The 24,037-nt window shown below is 27.3% G+C and carries 8 protein-coding genes; 5 read left to right on the plus strand and 3 right to left on the minus strand.

Annotation, left to right across the window (positions count from 1 at the left end; genetic code table 11):
- Positions 1-534: 534 nt before the first annotated feature.
- Entirely contained in the window at positions 535-2,466 is a 1,932-nt protein-coding gene (dnaX, locus tag ERCIPICE3303_RS00650; RefSeq protein WP_157990834.1) for a DNA polymerase III subunit gamma/tau, read from the plus strand.
- Positions 2,467-3,897: 1,431 nt separating this feature from the next.
- Here dnaX and htpG read toward each other — a convergent pair.
- Together htpG and ERCIPICE3303_RS00660 are read right to left on the minus strand one after the other, a co-directional pair.
- Positions 3,898-5,760, minus strand: coding sequence for a molecular chaperone HtpG (htpG, locus tag ERCIPICE3303_RS00655; protein ID WP_157990835.1), 1,863 nt, complete (start codon positions 5,758-5,760; stop codon positions 3,898-3,900).
- Between the two features lie 811 nt (positions 5,761-6,571).
- Positions 6,572-7,168 carry a thymidine kinase gene (locus tag ERCIPICE3303_RS00660; RefSeq protein WP_157990836.1) on the minus strand — a complete coding sequence of 199 codons (597 nt, stop codon included), beginning with the start codon at positions 7,166-7,168 and terminating at the stop codon, positions 6,572-6,574.
- A 1,596-nt stretch (positions 7,169-8,764) separates the two neighbouring features.
- On the opposite strand from ERCIPICE3303_RS00660, the gene hns reads away from it, so the two are divergent.
- From hns to dnaB, 4 genes are all read left to right on the plus strand, one after another.
- Positions 8,765-9,172, plus strand: a complete 408-nt coding sequence (hns, locus tag ERCIPICE3303_RS00665) for a histone-like nucleoid-structuring protein H-NS (protein ID WP_157990837.1) — start codon at positions 8,765-8,767, stop codon at positions 9,170-9,172.
- Positions 9,173-11,021: 1,849 nt separating this feature from the next.
- Positions 11,022-14,018, plus strand: a complete 2,997-nt coding sequence (rne, locus tag ERCIPICE3303_RS00670) for a ribonuclease E (RefSeq protein WP_157990838.1) — start codon at positions 11,022-11,024, stop codon at positions 14,016-14,018.
- A 2,272-nt stretch (positions 14,019-16,290) separates the two neighbouring features.
- The gene (gene gap, locus ERCIPICE3303_RS00675; RefSeq protein WP_157990839.1) at positions 16,291-17,292 is read left to right on the plus strand and encodes a type I glyceraldehyde-3-phosphate dehydrogenase; all 1,002 of its coding nucleotides are present in this window, start codon (positions 16,291-16,293) and stop codon (positions 17,290-17,292) included.
- A gap of 1,419 nt (positions 17,293-18,711) precedes the next feature.
- On the plus strand, positions 18,712-20,130 hold the full coding sequence (gene dnaB / locus ERCIPICE3303_RS00680; protein WP_157990840.1) for a replicative DNA helicase: 1,419 nt from the start codon (positions 18,712-18,714) through the stop codon (positions 20,128-20,130).
- Between the two features lie 956 nt (positions 20,131-21,086).
- On the opposite strand, the gene nlpD is transcribed toward dnaB, so the two are convergent.
- A complete protein-coding gene (nlpD, locus tag ERCIPICE3303_RS00685) occupies positions 21,087-22,202 on the minus strand; it encodes a murein hydrolase activator NlpD (protein WP_157990841.1) in 1,116 nt (371 codons plus the stop codon).
- Positions 22,203-24,037 lie beyond the last annotated feature (1,835 nt).

Below are 24,037 nucleotides of genomic sequence, written 5' to 3' on the forward strand. Positions count from 1 at the left end.
TAAAGATAAATTAGTTAATAATATAATCTATGTAACTTAACCATATGAAATACATAAATAATATCTAATAAAGGACGGGGATCTTTAATCTAATATTCTAGATAGAATATTAGTAGATCAGTCTTATTATTATAATATTATTATTATAACAAGAAATTATCATCTACTATTCTTACTAGATTGATTGATTCAATAAATTAATGAAATTCTAGTATCTATAAGTTTATGTATACTTTATTTCCGTGAATTGTTTATAAAGTGTTCCTGTTTCTTAGAATAGAAGTGGAGATTATAATTTTTCTTATTCATCTAGGAAGATGATTCCTTAATATTAATTATTAGAATTAAATATTTATTAATGAAATAACAAGAAATGAAGGATTTGTATGGTATATATATTGTTGATATATGGTATATAATGTGGTTTATAAGTTAATCTTTAGATACAATAAATGTTGATGAGTTATTATTCTATTTTTACTATTTGATTTATTATATTGTGCAGATTCTGCCTTAGATGGTTATCAAATCTATATGAATTATCAGGTATTAGCTAGAAAATGGAGACCGCAAGAATTTAGTGAGGTTATAGGTCAGAAACACATTGTATCTGCATTGTCTAATACTTTATCTCTGGATCGTATACATCATGCTTACTTATTCTCTGGTACTCGAGGTGTTGGAAAAACAACTATTGCCCGTCTTTTTGCTAAGGGGTTAAGCTGTAAAGTTAGAATTACTGCAACACCCTGTGGGAGTTGTCATCATTGTCGTGATATTGTTGAGGGTTGTTTTGTTGATCTAATTGAAATTGATGCAGCTTCTCGAACTAAAGTTGAAGATACTCGTGATCTTCTTGATAATATACAATATTATCCTGCTCAAGGTCGTTTTAAGATTTATTTAATTGACGAAGTACATATGCTGTCACGTCATAGTTTTAATGCACTGCTAAAGACGTTAGAAGAACCGCCAGGGCATGTTAAATTTATACTCGCCACCACTGATCCACAAAAGCTCCCAGTTACGATTTTGTCACGTTGTTTACAATTTCATTTGAAATTGATTGATGAGGATTTAATTAGAGTTCAACTTCAATCTATACTAAAATCTGAAAATATTAGCGCAGAGGATAGAGGAGTGAGGCTTATAGCGCATGCAGCAGAGGGTAGTATGCGTGATGCGTTGAGTTTAACTGATCAGGCTATCGTTATGGGAAAGGGTGTGATTACTGTTAATAGTGTACATGATATGCTTGGTATGTTTGATGATGACAAGATTTTATCATTGATTGAGGCACTGGTTAATTCTAATGGTGAATTAGTCATGAATATTATTAACGAAGTGGCTGTATATGGTAATAATTGGGATTCGTTTTTAGAAAAAATCTTAGAAATTCTGCATTATATAGCAATATTACAGTTCCTTCCTTCTTCTTTTCGTGAAGATATGGTTTCTTTTGGCCTCCGATTGCGGAAGGTAGCTCGTTTAATTTCTCCAGAGGATGTGCAGCTTTATTATCAGATAGTTCTAATAGGGAGGAAGGAATTACCATTGGCGCCAAGTCATCGTATGGGGGTGGAAATGACACTATTTCGTGCTTTAGTTTTTCATCCCGGAGAAGTCATATCTAGCTCGATTATGTCTTCTAGCAAGGATAGAAAAGGCGTCTCATCTTGTTCATCTGTACCAGATGTTATAGATACTTTAGAACTTGATTCTGATGAGCGGTTACAATGTTTATCCGAAACGGCTACTCAACTTATAGATTCACAAAATCAGTTAAGACTTCATAAATCGGGTATAAGTCAATTAAAAAATAATAAGATGATGTCTAAGATAGATAGATCATTAAATAGAGATCTAGAAAAACCATTAAAAATAAATAAGGGAGATCTATTGAGTTATAATAGTACAGTTTTTAAGGATGTATTCAAAAAAGAGACTGTGTTGTCAGCAGGATGTAATCTTTCTTTGTTAGAAGAACAATTACATGATGTATTTCAAAAATCTGATTTTCCTTATAATAAACGGAATCATCAATCATACCAATTATTGATGATGAAAGTCATAGAAGAAGCATCTGCTCGAGATCCGTGGTCATCGAAGCTTGCTATTCTGACTATATCAAAATTAGGTAAAAACCTAGCTCTTCATACATGGAAAGAAAAAAAAGAATATGGTATTTGCTTGCATTTGCGTTCTGGTAATCGTCATCTAAGTACTTTAGAAGCAAATAAAGAATTACATGAAGCTCTTAATCAAGATGCGGGATATATAATAGATCTAAGAATCGTCGAAGATGATGATAATAAATTAATGTTAACTCCTCTAGAATGGCAAAATAAGATTTATCATGAGCGATTGATAAAAGCACGTAAGTTGATTTTAAAAGATAAATACATTAAGAGTTTATGTGACTTTTTTGATGCTATAATAGAGGAAGAGAGCATTCAACCTTTATAATTTATTGTTATATCTCAATAATTTTCTTAAAAAGTTATGATCCCAGTTAGTTGAATACAAAACATTATATAGTAAAGTATTTTGAAAGTATAAAAATATAAGAAGGTCTATCTATAAGAATAGTATACGGTTCTTATATTATAAGAATATTATACCGAGATCTACTGAGATTTCAGTAATATAAAATTAATTATGGAATGCACCGTAAAACGTGATTAAAAAATACTTTATAATATTTACTATAAATATTGTTATTTTTTACTTTTATTTTATAGGTTAATATTTCTATATTATACTTATTTTTTATGCATTATAGATATTAAAAATTCTTTAAATATAAGAGTGTAGTTCTCTTTCTCAGTGGTAATTTTGAAAATAGTAATTTTTTAATTATATTAAAAGCACAGTAATATTGTCATATCTTGATATGAGACTATGTGTTCAGTTATTATGTTAGAAATAGTTTGTAAAAATTATGTTATCAAATATTCAGAGAAGATATATTCATGATTGATTACTATTGCTATGCTCATAACTAATGTCAATAGTAATGTTTTATTATTTTTTACATTTTTTTAAAATGAAAGTAAAATTAGAAATTTTATGGACTCTTCTAAATACTATTTGAACGAATTAAATTTTAGTTCAGTCAAACTAGATTTTTTATATTATATTTTCAATAAGAAGATAAGAGTAAGTTATGAATAGATTTTAATTTATTAACTTTCATAAATAATCTTTATGTATTGTATTTTATTTTTATATAAAATTATCACAAATAAAATGATTTTTAACTAATTTTATCATTATGCAATCTTTTTTATTATCTCGTGCAGCTAGTATTAGATTTGTTAAAGAATTTAATTATTCTATCTAAGAAAATAATTATGGTGTAATATGTTTTATTTAGTATTCCATATAGTGTTTAAGCATCTAGTTGTCTAGATTAGCTCAGACGAGAAAACATTAGATAGTATTGATTTAATAATGGTCTTTGATAAGACTGTTTGTATTTATGTTAATAGTTAAAATATCTATCTAATATTGAATATTAAATATTATTCAGTTTATCAGGATCTATTTGCATTCATGTACTTAAATATTGGCAATGTAATTAGAATTGTAATAGATCAGTAATAGAATTATTAATTATTTATTTATTATTTAAATAAATTAATTTTAAATATAAGGTTTGTGATTCAAGTTATATTCGTTGTCAAATTAGCATGATTGGAAGCAACAAAAAAGATAGTTTAATATTACATAAAAGTTTCTTAAAATAAATATATCTTTTATATTTATTTTTAAATTAGATTCTTATCTGTTTTAAACAATTCAGAATGAATTATGTTTGATGGTTTATTTAGATCCGACCAAGTTCAATTGATATGAGCTAGGCCGGTTTATTAAAAAAATAGTTGTTATTAGGTTTTATTGTAACAACAATTGATTGACCCGGCGAATAAATTTGTTAGGGTCTTCTAATGTACCAGTTGCGGTAAAAAGAGCCTGATCTAGAAAAAGCTCAATCCACTCAGAAAATTGCTCATCATTGTGTATATTAGAAGCTTTCTGTACTAACGGGTGTTGAGGGTTGATCTCAAAACGATACTTGATATCTGGTGCTTCTTGGCCAGCAGCAGATAGTAATTTAGCCATTTGAGGTGTCATATCATTGATATCAGTAGTAACGATAGCAGGTGTCTCTGAAAGACGGTGTGTCAGTGACACTTCTTTAATTCGTGGACCGAGTATCGATTTAATTCGTTTGATAAATGGTTCTAGAGATTGATCAATGTTGCTTTTTTCTTTGTTTTCGTTATCTGCTAACTTATTAAGCACGTCATCAGATGTGCTTGCTGATTGGAATTTTTTGTTATTAAATTCCGAAAGATGACTCATCATCCACTCATCAATACGATCGAACAACAGTAGAACTTCGATATTTTTATTGCGAAACATCTCGAGATAAGGGCTGCTTTTCGCAGCGGTATGACTATCGGCTGTAATATAATAGATTTTTTCCTGTTCTGGTGGCATGCGACTGATGTAATCATCCAAAGAGATAGTCTGAGATATGTCTTCAAATTTAGTAGAGGAAAAACGTAGTAATTTGGCAATAGTTTCGATATTGGATTTATCTTCTGCAGGACCTTCTTTAAGAACGCGTCCAAAATGTTTCCAAAATTTTTGATATTTTTCTTTATCGTTTTTAGATAGTTTTTCTAACATATTTAGTGAACGTTTAATGATGGCTCCACGTAGTATGTTTATAATATGACTGTTTTGAAGAATTTCACGTGAGACGTTCAGTGGTAGGTCATTAGAGTCAATTAATCCTTTTATGAAACGTAAATAATTTGGAATAAATTGTTCAGCATTATCCATAACAAAGACACGTTGGATATAGAGTTTAAGACCATTTTTATGATCATGGTTCCACATGTCCCAAGGAGCTTGAGAGGGGATGTATAGTAAGTTTATATATGTTTGTTTTCCTTCTACCCGATTATGGCTCCAGGTGAGTGGATCGCTAAAATCACTAGAAATATGTTTATAAAATTCTTTATATTCGTCTTCCTTAATGTCAGATTTATTTCGTGTCCATAATGCTTGAGATTTGTTAATTTTTTCCCACACTGTACTATTATCTTTCTTATCATGTGTTTGAATCTCAATGGTAAGTGCCATATAATCTGAATATTTGCTAACAATTCTTCGAATATGCCATTCATCTAAGAATTCGTCTTCACCTTCACGTAAATGCAGTATTACTTCTGTACCGTGATCATCTTTTTCGATATCAGAAACAGTATATTCTCCATCTCCAGAGGATTGCCAACAAACTCCTTGATTAGAATCAATATCTGCTGCGCGAGTACGTACAGAAACTACATCTGCTACCATGAATGCTGAATAAAAACCTACACCAAACTGACCGATTAATTGATTATTTTTAGCTTGATCGGATCCCATAGAATCAATAAACGATTTAGTTCCTGACTTAGCAATAGTGCCTAAGTTTTTGATGACTTCATCGCGTTTCATTCCAATACCATTATCATTAAGTTTAAGGATCCGTTTCTCTTTATCAATTGAGATTTGTAAACGTAGATTACCTGAATACAAACCTGGTGTAGAAAGAGATTGAAATCGTAGTTTCTCTGTAGCATCAGCAGCATTAGAGATTAATTCTCTTAGAAAGATTTCTTTATGCGAATAGAGCGAGTGAATCATTAATTGCATAAGTTGTTTAACTTCTGATTGAAAGTCAAATGTCTCTTTCCCTTTCATTTTATTCTTACCTCAATAAAATATAATTACTTAGTTTGTATAAAATTATAGATGGGGATATAAAAATATATTTCAAGAGTTTGAAAATAGTAGATATTGTTACAATTTATGTTCTATTAAATTAGATTTTTTCATAAGTAATAGTTGGAATAGCTGTGATTTATCTTATATGTAGGATCTAATATCCTAAGAAGTAGAATCAATAGTATTACCTTTTAAGGTATAATAATTTACTTATAATGTTATATATTCATATGATAAGATTTTTCTGATAATATTTGTCCGTAATGCATGTGACTATCATTAGTCTCGAAGTATTAAAGAAAAGACTAATACTGACTGTAAATCGCATGCATAGTTAAATGTTAATGTGTGATCTTTTAATTTATATATCAAATATTTTACAGATGTTATGAATTTGTCATATGTGATTCACATTTATGAGATAAACTATCCTTTAGTTAAGAGTAGTAATTTATTTTATAAAAATTTTTGATTTAGAAGATGCCTATCTTACTATATGCTCTAGTTAATAAACTGCAATCTATTGTTTTAGAGAGTTCAATTTATATTTAAATTTATTCTTTAGTTTTTAGATATAAAAAACTATATTTTCAGTAGATACGATATATTTTTAAATAAATTTAGAATAGTTGATTGTGAGTTAGGTAAGTAATCTTAACGATTATCGTTATGTTAATAAGCTCATGATAAGATCATATATAACTATCTAAAAGTTATTTTTACAAGTATCTAAAAGTTATTTTATGAATTTTAAAAGACATTACTATTACTTCTATGCTCTAGGTTATTAAGAAACTTTTATGAAGTTATCATTTAACGCTTGCGAATAATGTTTGCGACAGACAGATATGTACATATCATTTCCACCTATTTGTACTTGATTTCCTTCTTTATAAGGTGTTTCAATGCCATCAAAACGTATGACCATGGTAGCCTTGCGTCCACAAGAGCAGACAGTTTTTAATTCGACTAGTTTATCTGACCAGGCTAATAAATACTGACTTCCAGGAAATAACTCACCTCGAAAATCTGTACGTAACCCATAACATAATACAGGAATATGTAGTATATCCACTACATTAGTTAAAGATTTAACTTGATTACGCGTAAGAAATTGACTTTCATCGACTAAAACGCAATCTACTGGACTATTTTTTTTCTCAGTACTAATTTCTTCAAAAAGTAGTGTATTGCTGTTATATAATTTAGCAGGAGAGGATGCTCCAATTCGTGAACTGATTTTAGGCATATTGAAACGATGATCCATTTCAGAAGTATATATTATAGTTCTCATTCCTTTTTCGTAATAATTATAAGCGGATTGTAATAAGGATGTTGATTTACCGGCATTCATTGCTGAATAATAGAAATAAAGTTGAGCCATTGTTTTCTTCCTAGTAATATAAAAATTTTTAAATTTATACAATAAATAGGATTATATATCCATTATTTTCGGAAGGAAACATAACATAGCAAATTGGATGAAGAAAATAGGTTTTGATAATTTCTTATTTTTAATATAAGCCTTGTTCACTCTTAGTGAAAACATATATTTTGATTTATTAGGATATTTAGATGTATAGCAGGCTGTTTATCTAACTAGGATTTTTAACTCTAATTCCATAAGTATAAATTGTGATAAGTTAGTCATGAATTACTGAGAAATTATTAATTAGGATAATCAATGTTTTACAATTTTTTATCTATATTAGTATTATATTTTTATGGTTTTGTTATGAGATGTTTGAATAGGTTTTAGTGGGTTAGGTAGATAATATTATTAATGAGTATAAATTAGGATTGAGATTATGATTTCTTGAGATTGTTGAGGATTGTATGTGTGAGTTATTTCCAACTAAGCTTAATAAGGATTAAGTATGGATAATTATCATTAATATTCATAAAATGTTATTTAATTTATAAGATAATATTTATAGTGTTGGAATAGATAATTTTAGATTAGTTATAGAAATATTTAAATTGGATAGAATTTGTATAAAATAAATCTATATTTGTGAGATAAAAGAATGATATATATTTATAAGAATAATTAAAATAGATTAATAAAATTAGTTATAATATAGCTATATTGGGATACAGTTCATATATATTTCTAATATAAAAATTGCTTAAACTATATATAATAGTTATTATATTTTATAATTTTACTTTTTTAATTTCTTAGCAACACTAGAGTAGAGGAAAGATGTATCTTTAATTATAATAGCAGTATTAAGGAAAATAAATATATTAAAAGAAACGAAAGATTTTCTTTTAATGTAAGCAGATATTCTATAAGTTCAGTGTATTTATTTTTAATAGTGATTCGTTTTATATCATAGCTTCACGTTTTTTATTTAGTATAGAATGAACTTTTCTCTATATATTAAATGTTTTTAATGAAGATTTAGTTTAGATGTAATATTGTTTTAACAATTAATTTCTATATGAGAATTAATGGTTATCTTTCTGTTTAATTAGAAACTACATGTGTTTATGTTACTAAGAGTATAAAATTTAGATATAAAATAAAGTAGATATTTGATTCTGCAGTTTATTGAACAATAGAACGATTTTAGGTTAACTGAATTGTTATTTCAGATTTATACTGTGAAGTAAGTATTGTATATAGATATCTTTTATTGATATTACTAGATGTAGAGTTATCATTGATCTAATGAGTATAAAGAATATATAAAATCTATTAGTTTTGATTATTGAATAATTTTATAATGATAAAAGAGTAAAATGCTTCATTGGTAAAACTCATAAAGATCTAAATTGTTTATTGTCTTAAGTTTAAGAAATATTTACTAAAAATATATATGTTATGTTTTTTTATTCTTCTTTTTAAGAAAACATGTTCTAAACTGTTCAAATCAGATTTATTAGTAATAAAAAATGAACTATTGCAGTTCATGCTTACTATTACTATTATTATATATTATGGTCCAGATTATATAATTTAGAGAATTTAACTATGGGTACTTCGCTTAATATTCTGAATAAAATTCGTACACTACGTGTACAGGCAAGAGAATTTACTTTAGAGACACTAGAAGATATGCTAATGAAGTTTGAAATGGTTGTTAATGAACGTCGTGCAGAAGAAAGCCAAGCGCGATTAGAATCGGAAGAGCGTCTCCGTAAACTTCAGCAGTATCGAGATATGCTAATTACTGATGGTATTAATCCTAGTGAATTGTTGTCTAATTCGTCTTTTTCTCAATCGCCTAGTAAAACTAGGCGTGCTGCTCGTCCAGCAAAGTATTATTATGTAGATAAGAATGGAGAAAAAAAAACTTGGACTGGACAAGGACGTACTCCAACAATTATTCGATATGCCATGGAACAAAAAGGAAAAAATCTAGAAGATTTTCTTCTTTAAATGGTTTGATCTAAGCGGATTAATAGAATTAGTAGTGTTCGATTCATTCACTCAATGGGGATATAATAGATTTTGTATATGTATGATTATTACAATACAAATCTGATTTCATTTAGAATCTATTTATTAGATTGGAGAGGGATGTAGATTCCTATAATTATTTATTATAGTTTCTTGATACTTATTTATTATCGTTATATACTATGATAATTTTATTCATGTATCATTAGATGATAAAATATAAATGAATGGTTTATTGATATCTATAAATTTATAGTCTAGATTAACAGAATGATGGAGATTTTTACGATTCTTATTTTTTTTATTTTATATTATTATTCAGTTACTTGTAATTTTTTCAATATATCCTGACAGTCAGTTTGTAGCTATAATAATATATATTTTTACATCTCTTATTAATTTTTTATAGTTGATAGAGACACCCAGATATAATCTGGGTGTCTCTATGTGTATATATTTTAATATACTAGAAAAATTCTATTATTTTTTAGTTTTTCTAGTGTTACTTTTCTAAATTTATTGTTGATTATAATTATATGGTATTATTTTAAATAAGAATAGTATTGCTATAAGGATATATGTAGATATAACTTATATAAGATCATTAGTATTTTTGATATATGTGAATATATATAGCTAATGTAGATCTTATCTATAAATATTGTTAAGTATATTTCGTAGGAAATGGTTTTCTTTTCTATTAAATAATTGAAATTATATCGTTTTATATTCACTTTTTTTTATTTTGTATTGGTTTTTAGAACGTATTATACGTAGATAATATAGAATTTTATGATTGATTTAATCAGGTTTATCAGAATATTCTCTGATCTTGTATTGATTGTTTATTACATAGAATTGTAGTATTACGCCTTATATAGAATGATTGAGCGATGCTTAATTATAGGTTTATGTTGGATAGTTAGATATTAGTTATGATTGCAAATATATTTATTAGTGTTCCAATATATATATATTTTAAAAGAAAAACTCTTCTTTTAAATGTTATATTATATACTTTAGTTCTAAATTTATATCTTGGTTAAAATCAATCTACTAAAAATATATATATTTAATGATAATAAGATGAGATGTTAGTAATAGTTAAAAAAATTCTATTTTATTTTCAAATACAGGGGGTGTAAAATGATCTAGCAGGATTAGACTATTAAATGAGATGCAATCTCTAGATATCGTATAGCTTTTCTTTATTTTATTATTATAAGATTAGTTAATATCTACTTAGAAGGCATGCTTTAATATATTGTATATCATTAGATGGTCATGTAATCTCGGATTAAAATCATATAAAACTTAGATCGTTATAAAAAGTTACCTTGCTATCACCTGTTAAGCAATGGAATAATGTTTAAGATTTAATTATAACAATAAGCCTACTAGTTTGTACAAATTACTTAGAACTGATTTAACTAATATTGAATATGTACAAGGATAAATTGTACATAAAAAATTAAAATTTATTTGGATATTTCTCATATTATAGTAATGAGATAAGCCATATTATATACTTTTATTTACATCAGGGTCTATTCTGTCCTAGTAGTTTAAATAAGAGAAGAGGATTAGTTGTTTTTTTATTTACTATATAAGATTTATTAGAATATATGCCTTAAAATATGACTGCTTATTTCAGAAGAAGGTTGTGATTTCATAGATACATAAATTATTAAGTATTGGCGCTTTCTCTTACGTTAGCGATCACTTTTGGTTATCAGTTGCACGATTACATATAGATTATAGAGCTATGGTATTGATGTGATTATGATCATAGTTTTATCAAAAATGTAATAATAATGAGTAAGTTATGATGAAAAGAATGCTGATAAACGCAACTCAGAAAGAAGAGTGGCGTGTTGCACTTGTTGATGGGCAATGTCTATATGATTTAGATATTGAAAGCTCCGGATATGAACAAAAAAAGTCTAATATTTATAAAGGTAAGATTATTCGTATTGAACCTAGTCTTGAGGCTGCATTCGTAGATTATGGTGTAGAAAGACATGGTTTTCTACCTCTTAAAGAGGTTTCTTGTGAATATTTCTTGAAGAATTCTAATATACATAGTCGACTAAATATAAAAGATGTATTGCGTGAAGGACAAGAAGTTATTGTTCAAATTGATAAAGAAGAGCGTGGTAATAAGGGGGCTGCTTTAACAACATTTATTAGTTTAGCTGGTAGTTATTTAGTTCTAATGCCAAATAATCCTCGTGCTGGTGGTATCTCCCGTCGGATTGAGGGTAATGATCGTGTTATTCTCAAATCTACATTAGCGTTATTAAATTTACCAGATGGAATGGGTTTAATTGTTCGAACTGCCGGAGTAGGTAAATCTGTCGAGGGATTGCAATGGGATTTAAGTTCTCGTATTAAGCATTGGGAAGCAATCAAGAAAGCCGCTGGTGATCGATCAGCTCCATTCTTGATTCACCAAGAAAGCAATCTCATTGTACGTGCGTTTCGTGATTATTTGCGTCAAGATATTGGTGAGATTTTAATAGATAATCCCAAGATTTTTCATTTAGCTTGCCAGCATATTTCTGCATTGGGTCGTCCAGATTTTAGAAGTAAAATTAAGTTATATACAGGTGAAATTCCATTATTTAGCCATTATCAAATTGAATCACAAATTGAATCTGCTTTCCAGCGTGAAGTTCGTTTACCATCAGGGGGTTCTATTGTAATTGATACTACTGAGGCTCTAACTGCTATTGATATTAACTCCGCTCGTTCTACTCGTGGTGGAGACATTGAAGAAACAGCATTCAATACCAATCTTGAAGCAGCTAATGAAATTGCTAGACAGTTGCGTCTACGTGATGTTGGAGGTTTGATTGTTATTGATTTTATCGACATGAGCCCTATACAGAATCAGCGTGCAGTAGAAAATCGATTACGTGAAGAGGTGCGACAGGATCGTGCTCGTATTCAGATAAGTCATATTTCACGATTTGGTTTATTGGAAATGTCACGTCAGCGTCTTAGTTCATCACTAGGTGAATCTAGTCATCATGTCTGTCCTCGTTGCAGCGGTACTGGAACTATTCGTGATAATGAATCGCTATCACTTTCTATTTTACGATTAATAGAGGAGGAAGTTTTAAAAGAGAATACTAAGGAGGTTCACGCTATTGTACCCGTTCAGGTTGCATCTTATTTATTAAATGAGAAACGTGATGCTGTCAGTGCAATTGAGAAACGTGCTGAAGGAATTCGTGCTATTATTGTGCCTAATGATAATATACAGACTCCGTATTATTCAGTAGTGCGTATTCGAAGTGGAGAAGAAACTCAAACCCTAAGTTATCATCTTTCGAAATTACATCAATATGAAATTAGTCTTTCTCTTGATGAGAGAAATGCTGAACGCAAGCGTCTAGATCGTCCTGAATTAACTACCTCGGGAATATTAGAACCGTCATTAGTACAAAAAAAAGGGGTGAAAAAAAAGTGGATTGATTTTTGTGAATACGTTAAAATTGTTATATCTTCTTATTTAAGATTTCATAAATTAATGACCTGTATAATTCACTTATTTCAGACATTATTTTATAGGATAAAAACATCTCTTATACGAGAAAACAAATCGTTAGGTTGTAAAAAAAATTTAGAAGAAGCAGTGGTTCATTCTCCGCGTCGTCATAATCGTCGATTAAATAATTATCGCTATAATCGAATTAGTGATGATCATAAAAGTAGTATTCGTGATTATGCGCTTGATGCGCGTAAAATTGAAAATAAAATATCACAAAAAGAAGTAAGTAGCAATTTGACTGGATGTAATTTTGGTTCAGAACCACTGATTGATTGTTCTGATAAAAAGATTCTAGAAGAATCTAGTCTTAGGGGTGTTAATCAGTTTAAACAAATACGAAAACATCGTTATTCTGATAATAATAAAGATTATAAGCCTATTCCAATTGAGAATGAACAAAGTTCTGATTTTATCTTAGAAAATATTAAACAGATCACAAATATAGAAGAGAATTTACATTTAGTACAGAGTGATCTTGATGAGAATAATCTTAAGACACCAAGAAATATGACTATTTCGGAAAAGACTCATTCTGACACTATACACGTAGGTCAGTCTAATATAGTTACAGAAGAAACTAGAAAAATGATGACAGGATTAAAATGGGATAATCCTGATTGTTTTCGCAGTAATAACAACGTTATTCGTCGTTCACGTCGATCACCAAGACATTTACGGGTTACTAGTCACCGTCGTCGACGGTATGTTCACCAGCGGTATCCGAAGTGCTCGCCTATGCCATTATCTTATGCAGTAGCGTCTCCTGAGGTTGCATTGGGTAAAGTATGGATTTTTTACCCAGCAGTACAGGTCAATAAACAGACCTCCTCTCAGAAAGATAATGATCATACAACTATTGTAACATCTCTTCATAGTAATGAATTTTCATTTAAAAAAGTTGTTCCTTCTGTCGATATTTTTACAGTGCCCGTAGATATTTGTTCTAGTTCTAGATCTACAGACTCTCAACGCCTTCTTCCTTCAAAGATCAAGCTTGATTCAGTGAATCAACAAGTAAAATCTGTTCAGATTTCTAATAAACTTGTAGAAAATCAACGCATAATCACATCAGTTCAAGTACAAAATCTTGTTACTATTTTGTCTTCAGATCCTACGCAATTGACATCGGTTTCTGTTTTAGAGTCTGTAGATAAATCTGTTTTATATCGTACGCATGCTTTTGCACCTGTAACTAAGGTTTCTTTTCCATTTGAGCTTGTCAAAGCTTTTTCTTATAGAAAAGAAGAAGGTTTTAATGGAGATTTATAGGGACATATTTGAGTACCATTTTATAAAAATTAATATAATTAGATTATGATTTTATATTGTTCCGTTTGAAATTATATTAAATTCTTCTATTTTATTTAGAAAAGAGTTTTTTTGATCTATATCCTCTTTTCTGAAAAAGAGAAGAATTTAATCGTTGTATAGTAAAAAGTTCTAGAAATAGATAAACATTAGTTATATTACAAAACTAATAGTTATTTTATAATCAGTATATTTGTATACAATCAGTATAAATTTAGTAATTTCTTAGTTTCTAAGATATTTTATGGTTGATATTATTTTTGGTATATTTAATGCTAATTTTATCATTATATAGATAATATTTACGTATTATAGATGGGATGATATTAGATAAGTACTAAATGGGATTTATCTTTTGATTTCTAAGACAAGCTGTTATCTTGAATTCTTGATTATAGGTTTAGATCTTATAATTTGTTATATCTATAATATTAGATATAGCTACATCTTCTTGATTTCATATATATTGTTAATATGATATGATATAGTGTTATATGTATTATAGAATCTTTAGGATATGTAGTTTTTTATTTATTAGTAAATTATGAGATTTTATGTTTTGATTCTTTAAAATCAGGGTGTTTGGTATTAGAAGATATCTTATGAAGATATCTAAGTATTTGATTGATTATATAAAATCAAATTATTATTATTTGATTTGTAATATTTATAGATTGATTAGAAATACAATAGAGGGATAGCAATATCATCTGAATTGATATATAGAGTATTATAATATTGATTTATTTTTCAATTATGCATTTTAAATGCAAAATTAAATAAAGGATGATTAGTGATATTATCATAAATAAAAAAGATTTTTTAGTTCATGAAAAATTAAGTATGTTTTTGAATCATCATTTTTTTCTATATTTATTATAACGAATGGTATTATTAGTTTATTTTGAATGTGTATTAGATTATTTCTTATCGTTGTTGTTAATACAAGGAAGAACTTCATAAGTTTTTATTAAAAAATTATTTTTTATGATGATTATAAATTTTTATTTGATGCTATTAAATAGGATGTATTGCTCATTGGTATAGGTGTAGTTCTGACTGAACATCAATCTTGAATCTAGAAGATATAGACTTATGAGATATTAAAAGTAAAATAGGATCTCTATTTTAGATTAGTTTTTTAGAACACACGGATATTGACGAATATGTTTTTGTTTATCGTTTAACAGTAAGATATATAGGATGTATTTTGATCTATAGTTCAAACAGTTCTAGCGCTTAGTAAAATAATCAATTTTTGAAAGATCTACTTTTTATTGATTTATAAAAAATAATATATACTTGATATTGACTTTTATATGTATTTTTTATCAATAAATAATTTTAATTATGACCATAAAGACTATAGATAATAAGTATTTTATAGATTTTATTTATAACGTTATATTAAATTTTTTTATTTTTTATAATTGTTAATTAATAAGATAATTAATCTATGAACTATTAATAAGTTATTATTAATAAATATTTTTATTAGATTGGGTAATAAGTTGATTAATACAATTTTTAATATATTTAGATAGTATATAAATTTAAAGAGGATTATTTTATATTTTTATAGTTTTTCTTTATATATTTTATAATATGATATTTTGTCATTTATTGATTCAACTGAATTATGAATTAGATGCTATTTAGCTAAGGATATATAAGGTTGAATAAGATATGTAGAAATTAGAAAATTGAATTATATCAATATTTTAATATAATATAAAAATATTTATTTTTATTCAGTTAATTAAATCTTTTTAGTAAGAGCAGTTTTAGTCAAAGAATTCTCTTATTTAGATCAGAGTGATAAATATGTAATTATTTTATATATTTAAGAAAGAATCTAGAATTTATTTAACCTGATTAGTATGTTTAGTAGTAGAAAAACTATGGTTGAATGTGATAGGTTCTGTTAGAAATTTTAATTAATGAAATATAAATTTGAAGAAATGCATATTATATTAATAGTTGTTAATATAACTAGAATTTATATTTTCTAGAATTGGTCGTATTTATAGATAAGGTGATTATTATAGATTCATTAGTTAAATATTAAGAATTTCTCTAAAAGAGAAATAAGGGATTGGATATATAATATATATTATTTAAGGTGATAATAGTGGTCAGTTATCCTGTAGCAAATGGCTAGTATTTTCTCTAATTTTTTATAATGATTTTTATCATAATGGGTTCCATGAATTTTAAGTATTTTGGTGAATATATGATTATTAAAATTGGTATTAATGGTTTTGGTCGAATTGGTCGTCTTATAATGAGAGCTGCTCAACAGCGTGATAATATAGAAGTAGTAGCGATTAATGATGTATTTGATGCTGATTATATGGCATATATGCTTCAGTATGATTCAACTCATGGTCGCTTTAATGGTACAGTAAGTGCAATAAATGGCTTGTTATTAGTGAATGGGAATGCTATTCGTGTTACCTCTGAATTGAATCCAGAGAACTTAAAGTGGAATGAGGTCGCTGTTGATGTGGTAGTAGAGTCGACTGGAATATTTTTAACCGATCAAACTGCTCGACAGCACATTAAAGCTGGTGCAAAGAAGGTTATTTTGACTGGACCTTCTAAAGATGCTACACCTATGTTTGTTATGGGGGTAAATCATAATGTTTATCAAGGTGAGGACATTGTTTCTAATGCATCTTGTACTACAAATTGTTTAGCTCCATTATCTAAAGTCATTCATGATAAATTTGGGATTGAAGAGGCCTTAATGACCACTATTCATTCTGTGACTGCAACTCAAAAAACTGTTGATAGTCCATCCTATAAAGATTGGCGTAGTGGTCGAGGTTCTGGTCAGAATATTATTCCTTCTTCTACTGGTGCAGCGCAAGCCGTAGGACAGATTTTACCTGAATTAAATGGTAAATTAACTGGTATGTCGTTTCGCGTTTCCACTCCTAATGTTTCTGTTGTAGATTTAACGGCACGTTTAGTTCAGTCTGCATCTTATAAAGAAATATGTGAAGCGATTCGAGTGGCTTCTGAAGGTGAAATGAAAGGTATAATGGGTTACACATCAGATCAAGTTGTTTCTACAGATTTTAATGGTACCACTTTGACATGTATTTTTGATGAAAAAGCAGGGATTGCGTTAAATAGAAATTTCGTGAAATTAGTTGCATGGTATGATAATGAAACAGGATATTCTCATAAGGTGCTGGATTTAGCAACTTACATCAGTAATTTCATATAGTTGTCAAGGTATGAAGAAGCTATTGTAATATCAGTATTTATATAGATTATTAGAATAAAAATAATAAGATCCTGTTTATTGGATTATCTCTATTATTAATATCGCTTATAAGAATAAATTAATTTTTAATTAGCAGATATGGTATATTAGAGAGATTTAGTACTATTGAAGTAAATAGATTTTTATGTCTATCATAAAATATTTATAGTTTTATCCTTAAGAATTCTTCTAGAAATAATGATACGATGTTATAGGTCTAGAAAATACTAAGAGAGCTATAAGTGTTTTATTTGATAGATATTATCTCAATGATCTTATTTTATATACATGGAAAATAAAAAATAAATCTGAATATTTCAGAAATCAGTGGTGTTTAGAAACTAGATTAAGTGAATAAATGTAAAACATATTTAATTTAAATTAGTTTACAAATATAAAAATTTATTGGTTGATTATATTTTTTATTATTATTTAGTCTTAAAATCAATGCTCTATTATGCAAATTGTAGATTAATTTTTTGTAGAGAAAATTATGATAAAATGAAATACTTTCCTTGAAAGTATGACAGAAAAGTCCATCATTAGATTTTTTTAAGATATAAATTATGGTGCTCTCTAGAATAGAGATGATATTCTATTTTGGCGAATAGAAAGATAGTGTTTCTATAACCCTATAACTTAATTTATTTGATTGTTATCCATAGTTGAGTCATAAGATCTATCGGTACTTCTAAATAAAATCAAGAGCTATGATAGCAAAGATAGAAAAGGATATAAATTAGGTTATGAACTTGTAATTATTCAATGTTATTTGATAAAAGTACAATGATTATGATAGTTAATTAATTTCTAATATTATTTTATAAATAAGTAAGCTGACTGATTGTAATTTAGGAGAGGATAAAGGTTATTAATATGAGATATGTTTCTTGTAAAATAAGAGAGTTATTTTGATATATCAAGATTGTATTATTTACTGTAAGTTGTATATCAAAATATCAAGATCTGAAATCAATCATTACATAATATCAACTAACTATTTTCATGGGATTCCTCACAATGTTATCACCTTCCTTTCATCATTAGTTTCTAGTTAGATGCACAAGTCTTGAGTAGTATGTTAACAGTAGGTAAGTACAAGCATAGATTCTATAATAGTCTAGTCTTAATTATTTTCATTGATTACTAATCACGATTACAATTTGGGTTAAAAATATTTAGTTCTAATCCTTAAATTTATATAGGTAAACGTTTAACTCATTAGATAGTTATGATGTACCTCTATAATGAAGCAATCTATTTATGTTGATCTATTGTATTATTAGGATGAGTTCTAATCTTTCGTAGAAGAGTAGATTTATAGAAAATTTGCTGCTATTTATTATTATTTCACTTAAAAGATTTTGGTATAAAATACTTATGACAGCAAAGAAATCCATACATAAATTTTATACAAATGGTGAACCATTTGACCGTCAGATAGAGGGGATAAAGCTACCTCCTCGATCAATAGAAGCAGAGCAATCAGTATTAGGTGGTTTAATGCTTGACAATGAGCGTTGGGAAAATATCTCAGAGCGTGTGGTTATGCAGGATTTTTTTAGTCGCTCTCATCGGATTATTTTTAAAGAAATGCAACTTTTACTTGACCAAGGAAAACCAATTGATTTGATTACATTATCTGAATGGATGGAGGTACAAGGTAAATTAAGTATAGCAGGGGGTTTTGCTTATTTAGCAGAGTTATCGAAAAATACACCAAGTACGGCAAATATTTGTGCTTATGCAGATATAGTACGTGAGCGTGCAGTGGTACGTGAGATGATTGCTGCGGCACATGAAATTGCTGATTCAGGCTATAATCCACAGGGTCGTAGTAGTGAAGTGCTTCTTGATCTTGCAGAATCACGTATATTTAGGATTGCTGAAAATCGGGCTAAAAAGGATACAGGACCAAAAAGTATTGATGAGATTCTTGAGTCTACCGTATCACGTATTGAATCTTTATATCAAGCTCCTAATGATGGTGTCACTGGAGTTGATACTGGTTATCAAGATTTAAATAAAAAAACTGCTGGTTTACAACGTTCTGATTTAATTATTGTTGCTGCACGTCCATCAATGGGAAAAACTACTTTTGCTATGAATTTATGTGAAAATGTAGCGATGTTACAAGATAAACCAGTTCTTATTTTTAGTCTTGAAATGCCTGGAGAGCAGATTATGATGCGAATCTTAGCATCGTTATCACGGGTTGACCAGACTCGTATTCGTACAGGTCAACTGGATGATGAAGATTGGGCACGGATTTCTAGTACTATGGGTTTGCTTTTAAAAAAGAAAAACATGTTTATTGATGATTCATCTGGTCTTACTCCAACCGAAGTAAGGTCACGTTCTCGTCGTATATTTCGAGAACATGGTGGTCTCGATTTGATTATGATTGATTATTTGCAGTTGATGCGTGTTCCTGCTTTATCTGATAATCGTACACTAGAAATAGCTGAGATTTCCCGATCTCTGAAAGCATTAGCAAAAGAACTAAAAGTGCCTGTTATAGCATTATCACAACTAAATCGATCATTGGAGCAACGATCTGATAAGAGACCTGTTAACTCTGATCTCCGTGAATCTGGTTCTATTGAACAGGATGCTGATTTAATCATGTTTATTTATCGTGATGAAGTTTATAATGAACATAGTACCTTAAAAGGTGTAGCAGAGATTATTCTTGGTAAGCAACGTAATGGACCAATTGGTACTGTAAGATTAACATTTAATGGACAATGGTCACGTTTTGATAATTATGCTTGGCCAAAACAGTATGATAATAAGTAAGTATTATGGTATGATTTTGATTTTAAAGTGTAAAATAGATTGCTTTTATAAAGTAAGAAATATAATTGTATGAATTTTTATTTCTGAAGCTCTATTATATAAACATAAATTGATAATTATATAAAAGTTTAATTTATTTTATATTTTTGATAATTTCTTTTAGATATTTAACATAATAAGTATGTTTGATTCTATTATTAATGAGTATAGATTATAAAATAAACGGTAATGTAGATGTATTATAGTATCAAATAGTATATCCTATTTATATTAATGTTTTATTTATTTTGGATATTTTTAGAAAATATATATTTACTAATATAGTGAATATATTAAATTCTAAAAATACTAGTCATATGATACATTTTATGTATGTACGAGAATAATCTTCTATATCATTATTCTATATTCTATCAATATAAATGATGATTTAATCATATGCGGTATATTTCTGTGATTTCAGAACAAAAATCTGTTACATATTGTTTTATAGTTAAGAGGCAAGGGTGTAACGTGTATTTATATATTAATTTTGGAACACAAAGAGTATATTATTACTAAGTAGATTACTTGATGAAATCCTGTTAATTTCAATGAATAAAAGAATATAAAATATATTAAATAGATATTTTATTTTTCTGGTTAAATTTATTAAAAAATATAAATTAAATATATTTAATATTTAAATATATTGTCTAGTAAAAAATTATAAATATTGTGTAATCAAATATATCTATAATCTTAGAGACACTAATGTTGTTCAAAATAGTAGATGTACTACTAATAATATTTATTTATTTTTAAATATATACATATATATTATTTATACAGTGTATATTGTTGGTTTTTATGGTTTTAATTGTTGACTTATGGATTAGTATTATTTTATCTTTTGCTTTTTATTTTTAATAAACTACAGAGTATATTGTTTTTAACAATATAGAATATAATTCTAATTATCGTTTTGGCAAATAATATAAAGGATTGACAGATTTTCCTTTGTAACGAAGTTCAAAATGTAATCTTACTGAGTTAGTACCACTATTTCCCATTGTAGCGATTTTTTGACCACCTTTTACAGTTTGTTGTTCTGCTACAAAAATTGTTGCATTATGTGCATAAGCACTTAGATAGTCATCGTTATGTTTAATTATAATTAAGTTACCGTACCCTCGTAGCTCGTTTCCAGCGTACACTACGCGTCCGGATGCAGTCGATACAATTGCATGACCATATGCTCCTGCAATATCAATGCCTTTATTACCTCCTTCTTCCGAAGAAAAATTATCGATGATTTTTCCATATATAGGCCATCGCCAATGTATTATAATAGGAATAGTTTTTTTAGTAAAATTTCGGGTAACATGGGTCGTAATTAATTCTGGTTTTTTTAATATTCTGTTATTAGATGTAGGAAAAGAGTTAATGTTATGGATTGGATTTAATGTTTTAGGATAAAAAATATTTGATTTATGTCTAATATTGTCTTTTTTAATTTTTGTTTTAGTATCGGAAACAGGTTTTTTATGTTTATTTTTTTGTTGTACGCTTATTTCTGTATTTTTAGATTTTTTAGTAGAATTTTTTCTACTAAGAAAATTTAATTTTTGTCCTACAGTGAGAAGATATGGCATAGGGATATGATTATTCTTTGCTAGATAATAGACTGTATTATTGGTAACTGATGCAATATGGAATAAAGTGTCGCCTTGTTTCACTGTATAATTTGCTTGGTTATACCTTGTTTTGTTTAGATTTTTATTTTTTTTCTTTTTAATTGTTTCATTATATTTTTGTGTTAATTTTTTTATCTTTAGTAACTTAGAGGGGTGAAGATGTATTCCTATATTTAATTTAGATAGTGATTTTCTTCGTGTAGGGTGAGCAATATCGATATTAGTAATCTTTTTAACTTTATCAAAATAATTACGTAGTATATATGATGTATTTTTTTTAACTAGATTAATAGCCAATGTAGTATTAATAGCACTAGAACAACCTATAAGACCAAATCCTAGTACTACAATTACTAATATAGGATTTAGTTTAAATAGTAGTTTTCCTATTTTCATTGACTCCTCTATTAAATCTTTAGGTAATAAGTATAGAATTTGTGACATAGAAAAATTAGGTCTATTAGAATAAGAGAATAAGAGAATAAGAGAATAAGAGAATAAGAGATGTCGAGATATGTGTTTTGACAGCATTTTAACTGAAGCATTAGGAGTATAATCATAATATCTACATTTACTTATTAATGATAATGATAATAAATAAGATGGACTTATATAAAATTTGAATCAGGAGAAAATTTTTATAGTTAGTGTTTTTTGGATCGCATTGGATTGTATTAATTATTATAGTTTCTATCTATTAGATCATTTGTTATAGTTTTAGTATTTTTATTTTTTGTCCATCTTTCATTTTTTAATTTTATCGTATGACATAAATACAGGATGAGGATCCTCATCATGCTGTTATGTTTATTTTTATATGATAAATTCTTCCATATTTTATCTAGATTTAGTAACAGGTCGCTGTATCTTGATATAATTAGAGATAGCTATTAGCATAGATATTTTATATTGTAGTAGTTTTGTAGAAATAGATCTATTATGATAGTGATATATATTTCTTCAAGCATATTAATAATTACTAGAGAATTACTATTTATCTAGTTAAAATGAAGGGGGTTTAGATTGCAAACTATCTACTATATTGATTAAAAATATTCTAAAAATATTCTAAAAATATTTAAATAAATATTTGCTTGTAAAGCTATATCTTTTCATTGATGATTACTAATCATTGAGCATATCTATTAAATAATATTTATTATTAATAACGTATCTTGACATAATTCTGTATTACATATTTTGGTGATGAATATTAAAAATCATTTTATTATTTTTTAAGTCATTTATTTAATATTTGAAAGATATTGAATAAAGATGATCATATTATTATAAATGTATATTATTATCATATGTACTGCTAAATAGAACGGTCTATCTGAAAATTTTAAATTATTTCAAATAAAGGATTTTATTAGTAGATAAAGATGGTTATTGTATTTTATTTAAATAATAAAAGAGTGAACATGGTGTTGAGTATATAGTTGATGGACTTAGGATTTCATATTTTAGTAGAGATGGTCTAGTGCTATTTTAAAATACAGAGTTTTATATAGTTTGGATGTTCAGTGTGTCTGTACATATTTATTTATCTAGTAATTTATTTCTATTCATAAAAGATAAAAATGATAATTTATAATTTCTTCAAAATATATATTTATCGTAAGGAAATAACTTTTCCTGGTTGACACTAGTGATTATTTTTAAACTTTGTCTAGTTTAGTTATTAGAAAAGTAGATTGAGTAGAATTAGATGGTATAATTCGAAACATACTACTTTGAGTATAATTAGAATGACATATAATTTTATAGAAAGTAAAGAATTGAAATTTAATTTTTTAGATTATTTTGTATAATAATGTAATTTTCTCCATGTTATTCATTAGGAATGTAGAGGTATGAAGGTTAAATTTGTAATCTTAATAAGATAGATCTATATCAAATCATTTGGATTAGGTCGTATCAATTATTTTTTCTATTAATCATAAAATCTTTATTTTTAATGTTTTAATGATTAATTTATTATAGATTTAATTAGGTATTCTAGTATTATTTTATAAGTTCTAGAATTTTTCTTAGTTATGTGAAGATGAGTATATTTTATTAGAAAATAATAGTATTATTTTTAAGCTATGAAATGATAATTATAGTAGTTTTTGTATGTTTAATCTTTAAACTACTAGATCTGTAGCAACATAAAGTCAATCCACTGATTTATAACTTTTATTCTTAATAGTTTTACGATTGTTATCGTTTAAAGAAGGTATTAGAAC

Source organism: Candidatus Erwinia haradaeae (genome assembly GCF_900699015.1).
Classification (GTDB): domain Bacteria; phylum Pseudomonadota; class Gammaproteobacteria; order Enterobacterales; family Enterobacteriaceae; genus Erwinia_E; species Erwinia_E haradaeae_E.

Excerpts from the sequence above, each read along its gene's own strand:
- dnaX (WP_157990834.1), top strand. The coding sequence starts at position 535 with ATGAATTATCAGGTATTAGCTAGAAAATGGAGACCGCAAGAATTTAGT.
- htpG (WP_157990835.1), bottom strand. The coding sequence starts at position 5,760 with ATGAAAGGGAAAGAGACATTTGACTTTCAATCAGAAGTTAAACAACTT.
- ERCIPICE3303_RS00660 (WP_157990836.1), bottom strand. The coding sequence starts at position 7,168 with ATGGCTCAACTTTATTTCTATTATTCAGCAATGAATGCCGGTAAATCA.
- hns (WP_157990837.1), top strand. The coding sequence starts at position 8,765 with ATGGGTACTTCGCTTAATATTCTGAATAAAATTCGTACACTACGTGTA.
- rne (WP_157990838.1), top strand. The coding sequence starts at position 11,022 with ATGAAAAGAATGCTGATAAACGCAACTCAGAAAGAAGAGTGGCGTGTT.
- gap (WP_157990839.1), top strand. The coding sequence starts at position 16,291 with ATGATTATTAAAATTGGTATTAATGGTTTTGGTCGAATTGGTCGTCTT.
- dnaB (WP_157990840.1), top strand. The coding sequence starts at position 18,712 with ATGACAGCAAAGAAATCCATACATAAATTTTATACAAATGGTGAACCA.
- nlpD (WP_157990841.1), bottom strand. The coding sequence starts at position 22,202 with ATGAAAATAGGAAAACTACTATTTAAACTAAATCCTATATTAGTAATT.